Raw genomic sequence first — 18,672 nt, 5'->3', positions numbered from 1 at the left:
TCTACTCCCTACTTGCTAATATTAATGACATATAATCTCTAGCCTGTATTATATCTTCTTTTTTATCTAAAATAACTTGACCTTCTCTACCAGCTCTGCTGATATAAACATAGTCAAAACCCTTTTCCTCTAAAGTATTCACTACTAATTCCTCTTGTTTATATACTTTCATAATAACAACGTACTTTTCATCTTTAATATCTTGTACCCTTGCTGCTGGCAATATTAACAATGGATTGTTCCCTACTACCAGTGTTCTATCAACAATACTTGCTGCGGCACAGAAAGACGGTATTCCCGCTATAGTTTCTACCTCAAAACCTCTCTCCTCCATATGCTTTAAAAGATGAATATATGTACTATAAATATAAGGATCACCTATAGTTAAAAATGAAACATTTTTTCCTTCTCTAAGCTTTTCTTCAATAAAATCATATGCTTCCTTTATCTTAGATACTCTATTTTCTTTTCCCATAGGAAAATGTTTTATAACTACTTCTGTACCTTCTTTTATATATTCCCTAGCGGTTTCTAAAGCTATACTTTCTCCACCTTCTTCTGCACTAGGTGCTACTACCACTTGTGAATCTGCAATTCTTCTTGCTGCCTTTATCGTAACTAATTCTGGATCTCCAGGTCCGACACCAATACCATATAAAATTGCCACTATTAAACCTCCCCTTTACTACACTTAACTATAAAAATTGGATTATTTGATATCATCATATAAGTTCCTTCTCTATTGTTGCTTATATTAACTAAAGATATATTAGTTAAATAACTATATCTTTTAACATATTCCATTGCTTTATAACAATTATCTAAAGTTATAAAATTCATAACTAATGCTCCATCTTCCTTTAATAAGGCATCACATCTATCAATAATTTTTTCAATACTTCCACCACTACCACCAATAAATATAGAATCAACCTTAATCCCTTTTTCTATATAACTATCTAAAACTTCTATTGCTTCGCCTTTTGTAATTTCCACATTGGTACAATTAAATTTATCTATATTTTTTATAGTTGTATCATAAGCATCTTCATCTCTTTCTATAGAGTATACCATTCCCTTTGAAGCTTCTATTGCAGACTGAACTGTTATTGTTCCCGTACCAGATCCGATATCAATTATTTTAGAATCTTCTTGAATATCCATTTTTGCAATAGTTAATACTCTTATGTCTTCCTTTGTCATAGGACACTTTCCTCTAATAAAATCTTTATCTTTAATTATTGCCATATATACACCCCTATATTTCCCTTTCAACTATTAATATTGATAAATTCCCAAAATTATTTTTAATTATTTCTTCTGGAGTACCCTCCACTATTTTTTCATCTTTATAAGATAAATTTTCTCCCACATAAACCTTACATTTTATGTTGTTAAAAAAAAGAGCTTGTGATAATTTTAAAGGAGTATTTTTACTATCAGTAAGCCATATTGAAATTTTGTGATCTAAAACTTTTTCTATAAATTTATCTTCTCTTCCATGAACACTACCTAAATAACTGCCACTCCAACATTTACCTAGCTTACAAGTAAGATATTGAAATGAACTTATTCCTGGAATAACTTCTATTTTTCCATTGTATTTATTTTGCACATATTCTGTAATACCATAAAAAGTTGGATCTCCAGAAGCTATTATAGATATTGTTTCATTTTCATTTAAAAGCTCTATTATCTCACTTAAAGACTTTACCTTAACTTTTTCATTTTTTATGAATTCCAAGGAATCTATAGCCCTAGAAAACCCTATTATCTTATCACTACCATTTAAAATCTCTATTGCCTTAGGCAATATATATTCTTTACTTCCTGGTCCTAACCCTACTATATAAATCATTTTTCCTTACCTCTAGAATCATATAAAATTTTATAATCTGAATAACCGCTATACATTATTACATCACATTGTAATTCTCCATATATATATAACTCCATGCGATCCTTTACCTTATCACCAATATTTTTATATAGTTCATAATATCCATCGCCTAAAAACTTAACAGCACCTTCACTAGTTTTTTGCTCTATAACTTTTTTAACAAACTCTCTATCATAACCTAGTAACGCTAATTCTAATGCTATTACTTCAAGCCGTACATCAGCTACTCTACTATGAGTATTAAAACAACCGTAAGCTATTTTGCTAATCTTTCCTATATGACCTACTAATAACACCTTTTTTAACTTTGCAGATACACAACATTCTAAAGCAAAGCCAACGAAATTAGATATTATAGCAATATCATCAATGCTATACCCTTGTTCTATGGCACATTTTTCACCAATATTTCCAAAAGCTAATACTAAAAATTCTTGTCCTAGAGACTTCTGATTAATTTCTATTTTTATGGACTCCTTCAGAGCATCTTCTGACATTGGATATACAATTCCCGTTGTCCCTAAAACTGAAATTCCCCCTTCTATACCTAATCTAGGATTAAAAGTTCTTTTTGCAATCTCTACTCCCTCTGGGATTTCAATAGTTATTTTAATACCACTATCATTAGTAATAACTGACTGTACTGCTTTTTCTATTTCTGCTCTAGGTACAGGATTAATAGCATATTCTCCTTTAGGAACAAATAGCCCATCTTTAGTTACCATACCTACTCCCCTGCCGCCAGTTAGAATAAATCCTTTATTAATTTTTTCTGCCTTAGCCCACACTTCTATACCATCAGTAACATCACTATCATCTCCAGAATCCTTAATTACTGAAGCCTTTACATAATCTTCACCAAATTCTATATTATTAAGCTCCAAATTAAGATTAATCCCTTTAGGTGTATCAATTTCTATATTACTAATAGTTACATTATTTATTAGCATATATGTAGCTGCCTTAGCTGCTGCTGTAGCACAAGAACCTGTAGTATATCCACATCTTAATTTTTTTCCACCACTTTCTACATAAAGGTCTAGCATATCTTATTCCTACCTTTCAACTATCATGTACATTAGTGCATTTACTATAGATGCAGCTACAGTACTTCCCCCTTTTCTTCCTCTAACAGTTATATAAGGTATATTTAATTCCTCTAATCCTTCCTTACTCTCACTTGCTCCTACAAAACCAACTGGTACAGCAATAATAAGCTTTGGTTTTGCTTTTCCTTCTTTTATTAACTCTCTAAGCTTAAAGAGAGCGGTAGGAGCATTACCAAAAACAAAAATATCAACATTTTCATCACAAGCCTTCTCCACCGCCGCCATAGAACGAGTTATTGATTTTTCTTTTGCTTCTTTATGTACCTCTTCCAAGTTTACATAACAAATAGCATTACCTTTTAAAGTACCTAATGCCCTTTTATTAATGCCGGAAAGTATCATATTTGTATCTGTATAAATTAATGGTGAATTTCTTAACGCTTCCTTTCCAGCTTCTATGGCACCTTCACTAATTTCTAATAAATCCTTATACTGAAAATCTGCAGTAGTGTGGATAACTCTTTTTACTATTTGCAATTGTGCCTCTGTAAAATTATGCTCTCCCATTTCCCTACCAATAATCTCAAAGCTAGTTTTTTCAATTTCCATAGGATTCTTTATATACCTCATATTATTTCCCCTTTATTATGTATTTTAAGAAATCAATGTTGCCAAAAAAATGTACATGTGGATAACCAGCTAATGTATTTTTTTTCATATATCCACAATTCCAAGAAATTTTATCCCCATTATATTTAAACTTTTCCACATTATACACAGTCTCTTCATTTGATTCTACCTTTGATTTATGGAATTCATGACAATTTATACTTATACCATCATAATTCACCGTAGCATAACCGAATCTATTTAATCTATTAGTCATTTCGCTTTTACCATTAAGGAAACCAACCATAGGAACATCATCAATAGCTTCTGTAAGGTACATAAGCCCACCACATTCTCCGTAACATCTAAGCCCGTCCTCTAATGCTTCTCTTATTGAATTTCTCATAGAAAAATTCTTATTTAACTCTTCCTTAAATACCTCTGGATAACCTCCACCTAAATAAAGAAAATCTATATTACTTGGCAATTTCTCATCCCTTAATGGGCTAAAATAAATAACTTTTCCTATCTCCTCTAATAATTCTAAATTTTCTTTATAATAAAATCTAAAAGCCTTATCATAAGCAACGGCAATTTTAATTTTTTTATCCTTCATATGAAATAAATCTTCGTATTGATTTACTTCTTTAAAGATTTTCAGTATTTCATCTAAATCGATATATTTTTCCATCATATCAGCAATTATATCAATCTTGTCAAAAAGATTATCTACCTCAATACTCTGTACTAAACCTAAATGTCTATTAGATAATTCTATTTTTTCTTCTCTAGGTAAATATCCAAAAACTTTTATACCGCAGTTTATTTCTATTGCTGGCTTTAATAAATTATAATATCCCTCTGATATATTATTTAATATCACTCCAACAACATTGGCATTTCTAAAATTCTTAAGTCCTTCTATTTCTGCACATAAAGTTACACTTTGACCTTCAGCCGTTAATACTAGAACTATAGGTATATCACCTAATGCCTTTGATATACTATAACTTGAATATTCCTCATCTAATCCTTTACCATCATATAATCCCATAGCACCTTCAATTACTGCTAAATCACCTTCACCTCTAGAAAATGCTGCTTTTACACCATCTTCTCCCATAAGATATAAATCTAAATTTCTTGATGGTACCCCTGTAACCTCACTATGAAATGCAGTATCTATATAATCTGGCCCAGTTTTATACCCCTGAACCTTATATCCTCTATTTTTTAATGCCTTCATTAATCCTAATGTTACAGTAGTCTTTCCTCCACCACTTCTATTTGAAGAAATCATTACACTTTTCATTATCTATGCCCTTTCTTTGTTTCACCAATAGAAATATATCTTCCTTCTATAATATCCTCTATTCTAGTGATATATAATTTATTGAAACTATCTAACTCTCCAAGACCATGAGGATATGTTTTAACTTCTATCCCGGCCTTCTCTAGCATTGATTTCCATGATCCTTCATCATCAGAGGATATATCATTTAAAGTATGATCTCCTGCTACCAACATAAGTGGTATTAACTTAACGGAGTTAATATTTTTACTTTTTACTCTTTTAATAACAGTTTCTATTGTTGGATATCCTTCTACAGTACCTACAAAAATATTGTTATATCCCTCATCTTCTAACACTGATTGAAGACATCCATAAACAGCATTACTAGGATTTGCAGTACCATGCCCTACCATAACAACAGCTTCCTCATCTAGAAAGATATTTTTAACAGCATCAATAAATAAAGAATAATCATTAGGTATACCTTCTACCCCTTGATAATAAAATATAGGTCTTCCTAACTTTAAAGAATTAAACTTTCCCTCATATTGAAGCCTAACCTTATTTATATACTGAAATTCCTCTCCCGGTATTATATGCAATGGTTGCATTATCACCTCTTCGTAACCTTCATTATATAATTTCTCTAAAGCATCCTCGGGAGCATCTATATCCATACCATATTTATCATTAAGCTTTTTTATAATCCTATGTGCAGTAAAAGCCCTTCTCACCTCATAATTAATAAAATAATTTCTTATAGACTCCTCAGCCCTTTCAATTGAGCTTTTTAGAGCCTCTATGTAACTAGTTCCAAAACTTATAACTAAAATTGCTTTTTTCATAAAAACTCCTTTCTAGAACACAGCTTAGAAGGCACAGAGCACAAGTACTAAAAAAAGCTGTCACACGCCTTCGTGCGACAGCTCATTTTTTATCAATAATAAAACCTAAAGTATAATCTACTTAGGTCTCCACTTTTACTGAATTTTGCTTTTGCCTTCCCACCGAAGTAAGCATAACTTTAGGCAGGTCTCCTGACTTAAGCATCAACCGCCTCTTCTCCTTCCCAACAAAAGTAGTCAGTGGATAAATGAAGATTTGTCTGCTTTTACAGTAGCGGGGGCTGTAGTGGACTTTCACCACTTTCCCTTTTAATTTTGAATAATTAAGATTATATTCAAAAACCCAAAATTGTCCTATTTAATTAAGGTAATTATACACTATATCATTATAATTCACAACATATTAACAATCATCATAAATCACCTGCTATTAATTCTATAAAATAATAGGTATTGCACAACATTTATTTATAAAATATCATGCAATACCCATATATTATAGTCTCTTTTATAACGTATTATTACACTATAAAAACTACTAATTATTTAAATTATCTTTATATTTATCTGTTTCTAATTTATCTTTATATATTGATTTTAATTTAGCTTCTACACCATTAGTAAGTATATCTTGTTTTAATTGATATTTAAGTCCAGTTTCTCTATCAACAATTTGAATTAAGAAATACCCAAACTTTAAATTTCCATCATCATCTTTAGTAGACTCTACTATATCTGATTTTTCACCAACATTTAAATTCTTTACTGCTTCAACGAAGTTAGCATCTATACTAGACATGTCTTCTGAATCTGTATCCATAAATCCAAAGAACCCACCATTACTTGCTCCTGAATCTGTTGAGTATGTTGCAGCTATCTCATCAATTGATTTTCCTGCATCTAATTCTTTCTTAGCAGCTTCAATTTTTTCTTTGTCTGAATTTACAATATAAAGAACAGCTTTTTGGTTTTCCATAGCATCATAATCTTCTTTATTGTCTTCTTTATACTTTTCCATTGCTGATTCATTAGAACTTACTTCTAATAAGTGTTCTCCAGCAACTTTAGAATAATACATTTCCCCTAATACCTCTTTCATTTCATCTAAAGTAAGATTAAATTGAGCCTTTGCCTTTTCTTCAAAATCATCATCAGTAGCCCCTAAAGCACTCTTATAATATTCCATTTGTTCGTCAACATATTTTTCTTTATCCTCATCGTTAACTTCGATATTATTATCTTTTATATACATCTGTACCAATTCATTATAAACTAATTCATCTAATTTACTTTGTTTTGCAGATTCATAGTATGATTTTGCTGTATCATCCTTAAGAAAATCTTCTCCATAGTTTTCTATTAGAGTTGCTTCATAATCTTTTAATTCACTCTCTACTTGAGATCTCTTTATTACAGTATCTCCAACCTTTGCAACTATTTGTTTTCCTTTAGCTTTATCAGTCTTTTCTAGCACAGCACATGATGTTAATCCCATAGTTGCAAATATAAGACCAATAGCAATAACTGTATTTCTTATTTTCTTCAATTTTATTTCCTCCACCTTCTTTGTTTTATATGATAAACTGCTTCTCACAATACTTCATAGTATATATAGTATTATTTATCCCTATAAAACATTTAATTTTTGCATGAACAAAATCAGTATATTTCTTTGTAGATTATACCGAACTTTTATGTCATTTTCATGTCAATATATTATATTCCAATGTTCATGAAAACTTTTTCATCATTTTATAATTATATCATAGATCTATAACTATACAATAGAAATACTACTGTAGCATAATATACTATATAAACTTATGTTTAACAGTAAAAATCAGAAAGGGAATCTCACTGACGAAATTTAATCGTTATTGTGACATCCCCATTCTTATTACTTAATATAATGATAGATTATCTACCTTTAGCCACTTCTATTCTAACTCTACGTCCATTAACTCTCTTACCATTACACTTATCCATTATAGATGTTAAGACTCTTTCTGAAACATCTACAAAGCTAAACTTATCAAATAAATCTATTTCTCCGACATCTTCTTTATACACATTAGCTTGATTCAATAAACTTAAAATTGTCTTTGGATTTACTCTATCTATTTTTCCTACTGATAAGAATAATCTTACTTGTTTTGATTTAGATGAGCCTATTGAGTTCTTAGTATAATCAAAAGAAACTTCTTTACTATATATCATACTCATTAATGCCGCTGAAACTTCTATAAGATTATATTCTTCATCTAACTCAGTAACCATTGGAACAAACTTTTTATAATCTTCTCCATTTAAAGTCTCTTGAACTCTCTCACATATGTTTTTATATTTAGCATAAAATATATCATCAATTGTTGGTATTTCTTTTCTTTTAATTTTACCTTTAGTAGTTCTTTCTATTTGTTTTAAAGTCATATATTCTCTAGCTGTAACTAAAGTATATGCAATACCTTCTCTGTTAGCTCTTCCAGTTCTACCAATTCTATGAACATAACTTTCAGTATCTTGTGGTAAATCATAATTTATAACATGTGATACATTTTCTACATCAATACCTCTTGCGGCAACATCTGTAGCAATTAAGAACTCTAAACTTCCTTCTTTAAATTTTCTAAGAGTATTCATTCTATGGTTTTGTGTCATATCCCCGTGCATTCCTTCGACACTATAACCTCTACTTTGCATTGATTCTACTAACTCATCAACGCCTCTTTTAGTCTTACAGAATATAATTGCAGCAGTTGGTTCATCTACATCTATAACTCTACATAATGTTTCAAATCTATCTTTATTTTTAACTTCAAAGTAGAATTGACTTACTGTTGAACCAGTAATAGTATTTTTTACAATTGATATATGTTGAGATTCTGGTTTCATATATCTTTTAGCTAACTTTTTAATTTCAGCTGGCATTGTTGCGGAGAATAATAACGTTTGTCTTTCCTTATTTGCTCCTTTTAATATTGATTCAATATCATCAATGAATCCCATATTTAACATTTCATCAGCTTCATCAAGAATTAAAAAGTTTAATTTTGAAAGATCTATTACCTTTTTGTTAATTAAATCTAAAACTCTTCCTGGAGTACCTACGATTATGTCAACGCCTCTTTTAACAGCCTTTATTTGTCTATCTATCGGTTGCCCACCATACACTGGTAATATTCTAGTTTTTGAATGTTTTGCTATTCTAGCTAACTCATCATTTACTTGTATTGCTAATTCTCTAGTCGGAGCTAATACAAGACATTTTATATGATTACCCTTAGGTATATTACTAATAACCGGTGCTCCAAATGCTAATGTCTTTCCAGTTCCTGTTTGTGCCTGACCGATAACATCATGACCTTCTAACAAAACAGGAATAACTTTTTCTTGGATTTTAGAAGGTTCTTCAAAGCCCATTTCATCTATAGACTTTAAAACATTCTCGTTCAATCCTAATTCTTTAAATTTTATGTTTTCCATTAAATTTCCTCGTCTTTCAATTAATATATATAATAATTTTATTTTCTACACGCTACCCTCTATAATAATACATTTCTTTAATATTTGCTAGTAAAACTTTATTTTTTATATAATCGATCAAGTAACTTAGAAAATATAACTTGGAATACGGGCATGACAACCGCCGCTAAAATTATTATTGCCACTGAAATAACTATGAAAATAAATGGTACCATTTTTAAGTTAAATATTTTTTGTGTTATTGGTAATATAAATGCTGCTATAAATGCGGTAAGCATAGATAAAAATAATAGTGCTTTAAATCCATTAAACGGTCTTGATACATCTATTAATATTATTAAACCTATTCCACCAGCAATCATTACTGCAACAGTTCTACTATCCATTACTCCTAATCCGCTCATCATAGAAAATAAATATGCACCAATAGTAAATAATGCAAATACTAATGCATTTGGTAATGATATATTTAATATTCTCCTTAAAAATCCCTTTTTTACCACCTCTTTATTTGGTGATATCGCCAAGAAAAACGAAGGAATTCCTATGGTAATTGAACCTATTAGTGTTAACTGTATTGGCTCAAAAGGGTATGGCAATACTATAATACAAAATACTATAGACATAATAAGAGAAAAGAAAGTTTTTGATAAATATAAATTAGAAACTCTCTCTAGATTATTAATCATCTTTCTTCCTTCTTCAACTACTTTAGGTAAAGCACTAAAGTTCGAGTCAAGAAGTACTAGTTGAGCCACTGCCCTTGTAGCATCACTTCCAGAAGCCATAGCTATTCCACAATCAGCTTCCTTTAAGGCTAAAACATCGTTGACACCATCTCCAGTCATAGCCACGGTATTATTATTATACTGAAGTGCTTTCACTAAATTCTTTTTTTGATGTGGTGTTACTCTACCAAAAACACTATATTCCTTAACAAGCTCTGATAATTCCTCTATATCATCAGGTAACGCTCTTGCATCTATGTATTTTTCTGATTTTTTTACACCAGCTCTTTTAGCTACAGCAGATACTGTAATTGGGTTATCTCCAGAAATTATCTTTATTTCAACACCTTGATGTTCAAAATATTTCAAAGTACTTGGTGCTTCTGCTCTTATAATATCTTCTAACATTATTAAAGCTACTGCTCCAACATTATTAGGTAATTTTTCTGTTATATTTTCTTCTGGAAAATGTGCTAACAATAATACTCTTCTTCCTTTTTTAGCCTCTGACTCTACCTTCTCTCTAATATAATGATATTTCTCTTTTAATATCATCTCAGGAGCTCCTATAATCCAAGATCCCATTCCTTTCAAACTAGCTCCGCTCCATTTTCTTGATGATGAAAATGGCACTATCTTTTTTACCTCAACATTACCTTTGTTATGATATTTATTCATAAGTGCTACCTGGGTAGGATTTTTACTTGGAAAAGCATGAGCTAACGTTGCCATAACTTCATCTATGTTAAAATTAGATAGTAACTTAATTTCAGCCACTTCTAGAATTCCTTCTGTAAGCGTTCCAGTTTTATCTAAACATAATACATTAACCCTAGCTAAAACTTCTGTGGCAGGTAATTCTTGAACAACAGTTTTGTATTTTGACAAAGTTATTACACCTACCATAAAAGTTACACTTGTTAATAATACTAACCCTTCCGGAACCATACCTATAATCCCTGCAACAGCAGCAATAGCAGCTTCATTCCACTTCTTCCCACTAAATATTATTTGTGTACTCATTAAAAGTATACCTACAGGTAGTATTAACCATATAATTGTTCGAATTATTTTATTTATAGCATCTTGCATTTCAGAATTTATAGTTTTAAATTTCTTTGCCTCATTAGCAAGCTTAGCAACATAAGTATCTGAACCTACATTAGTAACTTTAAAATACCCTTTTCCTGCTACTACAAAGCTACCTGATAAAATTTTATCCCCTCTTTTCTTTACTATCGGATCTGACTCTCCTGTTAATAGTGATTCATCAACTTCAAAAGTATCTTCTCCAATAACAATTCCATCAGCTACAATCTGATCTCCATTTTCTAATAATACAACATCATCCTTAACTATTTCTTCTATATTTACTTTTACTTTATATCCATTTCTCATTACAGTAGCGCCTATACTACTTAACACTGATAATTTCTCTAATGTTATTTTTGATCTTACTTCTTGAAATATTCCTATTATAGTATTAGTGAAAATAACCATTGAAAAAAGAGCATTTTTAGGTGAACCAGCAATGCATACTATAACTGCTAAAATAAAATTCAATCCGTTAAATACATTAAATACATTTGCTTTAATTATTTGAGATATAGTTCTAGATGGCGTCTTTGGTAAAATATTCACTTGTCCTCTATCTATTCGTTCTTGAACTTCTTCATCATTTAAACCTGAAATATCCGCTGCGCTTTGTATCCTTAATTTTCTCATACTCCCACCTTCCTCATATAGTTAGTATAACAAAATTTATTACATATATTAACTATTTATCTACTAACTTAATTAAACTTTAAGGTTATTTACATATTTTTGCATTTTATGTTGTTTTATTTGTATTTTTTTGAATATAAAGTAAAAAAGAGAAAGTTTTTTACATTAATCTATTTACAAATTTAATGATATGCTGTAATATTAATATATAGCATAAATTTGAATTGTAGTTTTAAATTGACATATTCCCCGAAAAACTGCACCACATCTCCCCGGTGTAGTTTTTCTTTTTTTTGAAAAAATTAATAATCATGAATTATGAATTCAAAAAAGGGTTATTGCTCACGAATTATAATCGTTACAACAACCCTTTTTTCTTAATTTAAAATATTCTTTAATTCTTCTATTAAAGTTTTCATTTCTTCATCTGTACCTATAGTAATTCTTAAGAAATTATTAATTCTAGGTTCATTAAAATATCTTACTAATATACCTTTTTTTCTTAATTCTTTAAATATCTCTTCTGCTTTCATTTTTTTATGGCTCACAAATACAAAATTAGCTTTAGAATCCATAACTTTAAATCCGATATCTCTTAACTTTACTATTGTTTCTTCTCTAGTGTTTATTATCTTTGAAGTTAATTCCTTAAAATAAGCTTCATCTTCAAAAGCAGCTATGGCACCTACTATAGCTATTCTATCAATAGTATATGAATTGATAGAATTCTTTAATCTATTTAACCCTTCAATTAACTCTTTTGAACCCAAAGCAAATCCTACTCTTAACCCTGCTAATGCTCTAGATTTAGACAAAGTTTGTACTACCAATAAATTGTCATAATCTTTTATTAAATTAACTACAGAAGCTCCTCCAAAATCAATATAAGCTTCATCAACTATAACAACATTATCCCTATTTGATTCTAATATTCTTTTTATATCATCTATTGATACTTCTTTGCTAGTAGGTGCATTAGGATTTGCTAATACAACACCTCCACTATTTTTGCAAAGTTTTTCTATAGGAATATTGAATTCTTCATCTAATGGAATAATTTCTGTATCCAAATTTAATAATTTTGCATAAACTTTATAAAAACTATATGTTATATCTGGAAATAAAACTTTTTTTTCTGGTGAAAAAAATGTCATAAAAGAGAATGCTAACACTTCATCTGATCCATTTCCCACAAAAACCTCATCTTTATCTATATCATAATATTCTGCTACTACATTTCTAAGATTATCCGTATTAGGGTCTGGATAAAGTCTTAGTGTTCCATTGTTTCCTTCAGATATAGCTTCTAATACCCGTGGTGATGGTGGATATGGACTTTCATTAGTATTTAACTTTATATATTTCATATCTTTTGGTTGTTCACCTGGTACATATGGCTGAAGTTGTTTAACTGTACTATTCCAATATTTACTCATAATATAGCCCCCCAAAAATTTAATAACTACTACAATTATAACATATAAGCCATTATCTTATTTCTTATACTTAAAATGTAATATATCATGAGCTAATCCTTCTCCAGGCTTTCCCATATAGCTCTCATACATTTTTAAAATTGCTGCATTTTTATGAGCTTTTCTTCTCGGTAATTCCCTATCTTGAGTATATAGTACTGATGATCTCAAATCTTTTATTAAAAAATTAAATCTATCCATTGATGGTACATGTGGTTGTCCTCCTCCATCTATACACCCTCCAGGACATGCCATTACTTCAATAAAATGATATTGTTTTTCATTTATCTTCCCACTATTAATAAATTCAAACAGATTAGCCGCACCATTAATAACAGCTACATTATATTCTTTTCCTGCCATTTCTACTGTAGCTTCTTTTATTCCTTTGAAACCTCTAACATCTTCATAGTCTACATCTGGTAAACTTTTTCCTTCAAGTAAGTCTTTCGCCGTTCTAAGGGTAGCCTCCATTACTCCACCAGTAACTCCAAAGATAGCACCAGCACCTGTGTATAATCCCATTGCCTCATCAACTTTACCATCTTCTAAGTTTTTAAAATCAATTTTGCTATCTTTAATCATTTTAGCTAATTCTCTTGTTGTTAACACCGCATCTATATTTCTTATTCCATAGTTCTCCATACCTTCTCTATCTGCTTCATATTTTTTAGCAGTACAAGGCATTATAGTAACTGTAAATACATCTTTGGGATCTAACCCCTCTATTTTAGGATAATATGTTTTACTAGCTGTACCAAATATCTGTTGTGGAGACTTAGTACTAGATAGATTATCTAGTAATTCTGGATAGTAGTTTTCTACAAGTCTTACCCATGAAGAACAACAAGATGTAAACATTGGAAATTTTCCATTATTCTTTATTCTATCTACTAACTCCGTTGCTTCTTCAACTATTGTCAAATCTGCTCCAAAATTTATATCAAATACCTTATCAAATCCTAGAATCCTTAATGCTGTATATAATTTCCCTGTAACATCTACACCATAGCCCATTTTAAACATTTCACCCATAGAGGTTCTTATAGAAGGTGCCATAGCAACAATTACATGTTTCTTAGGATCTTCTAAAGCTTCTTTCACTCTATCTAAATGTGATTTTTCATATAATGCATCTACAGGACATGCAATGACACATTGTCCACACAATAAACATTTCGTATCATCAAAACATTTGAATTTTTCTGGTGCTATAATATCTTTATTGTCTTTAGTTTGAAACTTTATCGATTCTGTATTAGTTTTATTTTTACAAGCTTCCACACATCTTCCACACATAACGCATTTACTTCTATCTATAACTATAGATTTACTTCTATCATCAATATATTCTTGTGGATCTTTAACAATAAAAGGTTTAGATGCTCTTGCTCTATGCTTTATAATAAGCTTTAATAATTCACAATTTTCTTTTCTTTTACAAGGACCACATTTAAAATTATGTTTATCTAATATTGCTGAAAGTCTAGACTTTATTTCTTCTTCAACCTTCGGTGTTTTTGTTTCAACTATCATACCATCTTCCGCTTTTGCAACACATGCTTTAAACAATTGATCTTTTCCCTGTATTTCTACAACGCATACTCCACAAGTTCCAATATCACTACATTCCTCTAAAAAACATAATGTAGAAATATCAATATGATTTTCAGTAGCAACTTCTAATATCGTAGGTTCACCACTGAACTGAATTTCTTTCCCGTTAATAGTAATTACACCCATGTTTTTCCCCCGTTTAATAATATAGATTCCCATTAAATATTAATATTAAATTATATTGTTAATTATATCACAAATTTCACTTTTTTAAATTATTTATTAACTAATAGGAAAATAAGTGTTTTTTTATTTTAATCATTTTTTACATATAAAAATGAATACTAAACATAATATACTTGAGGTGATATAATGGCTAAAAAAATACATTTTAACTTTATAAAGATATTTATTGTATTAATAATCTTTTCCTTAGCTCTACCTAATTTATTAGTTAATGGGAAATCCCCTTCTTCCGATATACATATTGTCTTAGATACATTAAACAACACTGAAATTCCTAGAAATTTTCGTAGTACAAATAATATAAATGTATCAAATTCAATAAATACAAAAGGCATGGAGAATTTAAACATATCCGGTAGTAGTCAATTTTCTAAAACAAACCTTCCACTACTTATAAAAAGCATTAATACAAATTTACCTATAATAGATATTGACCTCAGACAAGAATCTCATGGATTTGTTAATGAAATGCCAATAAGCTTTAAGAATGACAAAAATAATGCCAATTTAGGTTTATCCTCTGAAGAAGTACTATTAAAAGAAATTAAAGATTTAAATACTATAAATTTAAATAGTACTCTAACATTTTATAATGATAAAAATAATCCCGTACTTGTTAAAAGCGTAGAAAATGAATCTCTTGTTATATCAAAAAATTCAATAGGATATCTTAGAATAGCCGTTACAGACTCTATGTTGCCAAATAAAGATGAAGTAAATAAGTTTGTAACATTTGTAAAAAATCAACCTAAAAATACTCATCTTCACTTTCATTGCAAAGAAGGGATAGGAAGAACTACTATTTTTATGATTTTATATGATATGATGAAAAATTATAATGATATACCTATGGAAGACATTATTAGTAGACAAATAGCCTTAGCTAAACTAGATGAAAAAGATTATATGGCTTTCTATGATAAAAATCATACAGAGTTTTTTACTAGTTTTTATAACTACTGTAGATCCTCTAAAGACTTATTTTTATCCCCATGGCAATAATTTAGATATAATGGCCTCGCAGCAAATTTATATTTGCTATTGCGAAAGCCATTTTTATTTTACTTATTTCAAATAATCTTTTGCTAACTTTTCAAATAATGGCATTGCTCTTTCTATTTGTTCTGTTTGTACACAATAGGAAAGTCTAAAATGTCCTGGGCATCCAAAATCATCCCCTGGAACTAATAATAAATCATACTTTTCTCTTGCCTTTTTACAAAATTCTTTTGCATCTGCTTCTAATGATTGTGGAAATAAATAAAATGCTCCTCCTGGCTTAACACATTTATATCCTAACTTAGTTAACCCTTCATATAACAAATTTCTATTAGTTTCATATATAGATATATCTGCTGTAGCAGTAGCACACTTTCCTACAACTTTTTGAAATAAACTTGGTGCATTTACATATCCTAAAACTCTTCCGCCGCCACAAATTGCTGCATAAGCTAAATTAAAATCCTCCATCTCACTTGGTACAACTATGTACCCAATTCTTTCACCAGGAAGTGATAATGATTTACTATATGAATAACAAACAAAAGTATTGTTATAGTATTTTGTTAAATATGGCACTTTAACTCCATCATAAGCAATTTCCCTATAAGGCTCATCTGAAATTAAATAAATTGGATGATTATACTCTTTTGACTTTTCTACTAATATTTTTGCTAATTTCTTTATAGTTTCTTCAGAATAAACAATCCCCGATGGATTGTTGGGAGAATTTACTATTATTGCTTTTGTATGTTCAGTGATTGATTTTTCAAACTCTATAAAATTAATTTGAAAAGTTTCTATATCTGCTGGAACTACAATTAACTTTCCCCCTGCACCCTCTACAAAACACTTATATTCTGGAAAGTACGGTGCAAAAGTTATATATTCATCTCCAACATTAGTTAATGCTTTAAGACATATGCTTATAGATGCTGCTGCTCCTACAGTCATATATAAATTATCTTTTGTAAACTTTGTATCAAATCTATCATTTAAAGATTTTGCAATGGACTCTCTAACATCATCGTCTCCTTGTGCACTTGTATACCCATGAATCAATGTAGGATCTTCATTATTTACTATTTCTAAAATAGTTTCCTTTACACATTGTGGTGCTGGTACATTAGGATTTCCAATACTAAAATCAAAAATATTTTCCTTTCCAACAACAGATGCTCTCTTTTTTCCATACTCAAAAATTTCTCTTATTGTAGACTTTTTTGTTCCTAATTTAAGTATTTCCTCTGAAAACATATAATAGCCCCCTTATTTATAATTCACAGTTCACAATTCGCAATTCATAATTGTGGAGGAAATTCCACTGGAATTTCTTAAATTGTAAATGTGGTAACTTAATGAATATAATTTAACTTCATTTGGAATGTATATCCTTTTCTTACCTATACAAAATTTCTGATATATAAAATATTTCTCTATCTCAAATTCTAATTTATCATCACATTATAGCTAAGGTAAATCACCTTACCGGGACATTTTACCACATTTAGCAAATAAATAAAAGGAGCTAGAAATTTGACGCGTACACCTTTTTATAAAATAACTATTACTGAACTTTTCCGTCTTTTATCTTTATTATCCTATTTCCATAAGTTGAAGATTCATGAGAATGTGTTACTTGAGTTATAGTAATTCCTTTTTCAATATTAATTTTCTTAAGTAAATTCATAATTTCTATACCTGTTTTAGAATCTAAAAATCATAAATATTCCTTCCTAGCTCATATCCCTACCATATTAAACTTTATTCTGCAAAGATTTTTTATATTCTGAGATACTCATTCCACACCAAACTTGGAAAGCTCTTAAAAAAGAGTTCAAATCTTTGTATCCTAATAGAAAAGCAATATCATCACTTGTCATATTAGTATTTTTAATGTAGTTCTTTGCTAACAATTCCCTTGTATGATTTAATTGCTTTTGAAAAGTTGTTTTTTCTTCTGTTAGTTTTCGTTGAAGTGTCCGTTTACTGACTGCAAGTTTTAATGACACTTCTTCAATGCTACTACACCCCATGGGCAATAATTCTACCAATGCACTTCTTACCCTCGCTCCAAAGGAATCATCAGTTTGTAATTCAGATAGTCTACGCTTCAATTCAGGTTCAAAATAATCCCACATAATTTTATTTTCACTAACAAATGGTTTCAGTGAATCGCTAAGAGATAATGTTAAAGTACTTTTACAACTTTTCTCTGGCTTACATCCCCAATATCTTTCTAATTCCATATTGTTAATTGAATTCTGCAATGTTATTCTCAAAGGAATAATTTTTTCTTTTGTGGCTTTTCGAATTAAGTTAATAAGGAAAGTAATTTCCGTAATTTCCAAAAATGAAGGTATTTTATCTACAGGATCTTCAGTAGTTATCTTAACAGTAATGCTATTCTCATTTTTCATTATAATAAAAACCATAGGTCCAATAAGTTTCTTATATTGTGCTAAACGTTCTATACATATCTGAGCATTTTTACTACAAAAGGCCGCAAAGATAGCTGGAGAAAAAGTTTCGATATTTTCTGATGTTGCGATTTTTATTGGCGTTTCTTCATTAGAAATTGATTCTCCGATGTTCTCCATCAAACGGAAATATTCCTTTTGTGATAACCTTATATTTTTTCTACTAAATAAATCCTGAGGTAATTCTGATTTTATCAGTATTTCTCGTAGAGGAAGACCTACTGCTGATAGAAGAGAACCATATCTTCCATCCATAATAAATCGATCCACAAAAACAACTCC

At 29.8% G+C, this 18,672-nt stretch carries 16 protein-coding genes and 1 riboswitch; of the genes, 1 reads left to right on the top strand and 15 read right to left on the bottom strand.

Translation table 11 applies throughout. The features are described 5' to 3' along the window. Nucleotide 1: 1 nt before the first annotated feature. From CM240_RS02405 to CM240_RS02350, 12 genes are all read right to left on the bottom strand, one after another. Nucleotides 2–667: a cobalt-factor II C(20)-methyltransferase gene (locus CM240_RS02405; protein ID WP_044036142.1), complete on the bottom strand. Its 666-nt coding sequence runs from the start codon at nucleotides 665–667 to the stop codon at nucleotides 2–4. A gap of 2 nt (nucleotides 668–669) precedes the next feature. Beyond that, complete coding sequence (cbiT, locus tag CM240_RS02400; RefSeq protein WP_044036141.1) at nucleotides 670–1,248, bottom strand: precorrin-6Y C5,15-methyltransferase (decarboxylating) subunit CbiT; 579 nt, start codon at nucleotides 1,246–1,248, stop codon at nucleotides 670–672. A 10-nt stretch (nucleotides 1,249–1,258) separates the two neighbouring features. Further along, a complete protein-coding gene (gene cbiE / locus CM240_RS02395) occupies nucleotides 1,259–1,858 on the bottom strand; it encodes a precorrin-6y C5,15-methyltransferase (decarboxylating) subunit CbiE (RefSeq protein WP_044036139.1) in 600 nt (199 codons plus the stop codon). Next, entirely contained in the window at nucleotides 1,855–2,946 is a 1,092-nt protein-coding gene (cbiD, locus tag CM240_RS02390) for a cobalt-precorrin-5B (C(1))-methyltransferase CbiD (RefSeq protein ID WP_044036137.1), read from the bottom strand. Before cbiD ends, cbiE begins: the two co-directional genes overlap by 4 nt. 9 nt (nucleotides 2,947–2,955) lie before the next feature. Beyond that, nucleotides 2,956–3,579 (bottom strand): precorrin-8X methylmutase, encoded by a 624-nt coding sequence (locus tag CM240_RS02385; protein ID WP_044036135.1) that lies wholly within the window; start codon nucleotides 3,577–3,579, stop codon nucleotides 2,956–2,958. Nucleotide 3,580: 1 nt separating this feature from the next. Next, nucleotides 3,581–4,870: a cobyrinic acid a,c-diamide synthase CobB gene (locus tag CM240_RS02380; RefSeq protein WP_044036134.1), complete on the bottom strand. Its 1,290-nt coding sequence runs from the start codon at nucleotides 4,868–4,870 to the stop codon at nucleotides 3,581–3,583. Next, nucleotides 4,870–5,697 carry a sirohydrochlorin cobaltochelatase gene (locus CM240_RS02375; protein WP_044036133.1) on the bottom strand — a complete coding sequence of 276 codons (828 nt, stop codon included), beginning with the start codon at nucleotides 5,695–5,697 and terminating at the stop codon, nucleotides 4,870–4,872. Before CM240_RS02375 ends, CM240_RS02380 begins: the two co-directional genes overlap by 1 nt. Before the next feature lie 165 nt (nucleotides 5,698–5,862). Then, nucleotides 5,863–6,059: riboswitch (cobalamin riboswitch) on the bottom strand. 176 nt (nucleotides 6,060–6,235) lie between these two features. Next, nucleotides 6,236–7,243, bottom strand: a complete 1,008-nt coding sequence (locus CM240_RS02370) for a SurA N-terminal domain-containing protein (protein WP_044036130.1) — start codon at nucleotides 7,241–7,243, stop codon at nucleotides 6,236–6,238. Nucleotides 7,244–7,614: 371 nt separating this feature from the next. Next, a complete protein-coding gene (locus CM240_RS02365) occupies nucleotides 7,615–9,180 on the bottom strand; it encodes a DEAD/DEAH box helicase (protein ID WP_044036128.1) in 1,566 nt (521 codons plus the stop codon). A 98-nt stretch (nucleotides 9,181–9,278) separates the two neighbouring features. Beyond that, entirely contained in the window at nucleotides 9,279–11,633 is a 2,355-nt protein-coding gene (locus CM240_RS02360) for an HAD-IC family P-type ATPase (protein WP_044036126.1), read from the bottom strand. A 377-nt stretch (nucleotides 11,634–12,010) separates the two neighbouring features. Next, the gene (gene hisC / locus CM240_RS02355; RefSeq protein WP_044036124.1) at nucleotides 12,011–13,069 is read right to left on the bottom strand and encodes a histidinol-phosphate transaminase; all 1,059 of its coding nucleotides are present in this window, start codon (nucleotides 13,067–13,069) and stop codon (nucleotides 12,011–12,013) included. A gap of 57 nt (nucleotides 13,070–13,126) precedes the next feature. Next, a complete protein-coding gene (locus CM240_RS02350; protein ID WP_044036123.1) occupies nucleotides 13,127–14,851 on the bottom strand; it encodes a ferredoxin hydrogenase in 1,725 nt (574 codons plus the stop codon). A 186-nt stretch (nucleotides 14,852–15,037) separates the two neighbouring features. On the opposite strand from CM240_RS02350, the gene CM240_RS02345 reads away from it, so the two are divergent. Next, entirely contained in the window at nucleotides 15,038–15,913 is an 876-nt protein-coding gene (locus CM240_RS02345) for a fused DSP-PTPase phosphatase/NAD kinase-like protein (RefSeq protein ID WP_051483644.1), read from the top strand. Between the two features lie 63 nt (nucleotides 15,914–15,976). Here the strand turns inward: CM240_RS02345 and CM240_RS02340 are convergent, their stop codons facing one another. From CM240_RS02340 to CM240_RS02335, 3 genes are all read right to left on the bottom strand, one after another. After that, the gene (locus tag CM240_RS02340) at nucleotides 15,977–17,167 is read right to left on the bottom strand and encodes a pyridoxal phosphate-dependent aminotransferase (protein WP_044036121.1); all 1,191 of its coding nucleotides are present in this window, start codon (nucleotides 17,165–17,167) and stop codon (nucleotides 15,977–15,979) included. Between the two features lie 310 nt (nucleotides 17,168–17,477). Next, on the bottom strand, nucleotides 17,478–17,600 hold the full coding sequence (locus CM240_RS17170) for a hypothetical protein (protein WP_423219469.1): 123 nt from the start codon (nucleotides 17,598–17,600) through the stop codon (nucleotides 17,478–17,480). 67 nt (nucleotides 17,601–17,667) lie between these two features. Beyond that, a complete protein-coding gene (locus CM240_RS02335; protein ID WP_242838486.1) occupies nucleotides 17,668–18,660 on the bottom strand; it encodes an AraC family transcriptional regulator in 993 nt (330 codons plus the stop codon). Nucleotides 18,661–18,672: the final 12 nt, after the last annotated feature.

The sequence above is a fragment of the Clostridium bornimense genome (genome assembly GCF_000577895.1).
GTDB lineage: Bacteria > Bacillota > Clostridia > Clostridiales > Clostridiaceae > Clostridium_AN > Clostridium_AN bornimense.
Note: the sequence above shows the minus strand (reverse complement) of the source record. Positions and strands in the feature narration are given on the sequence as shown.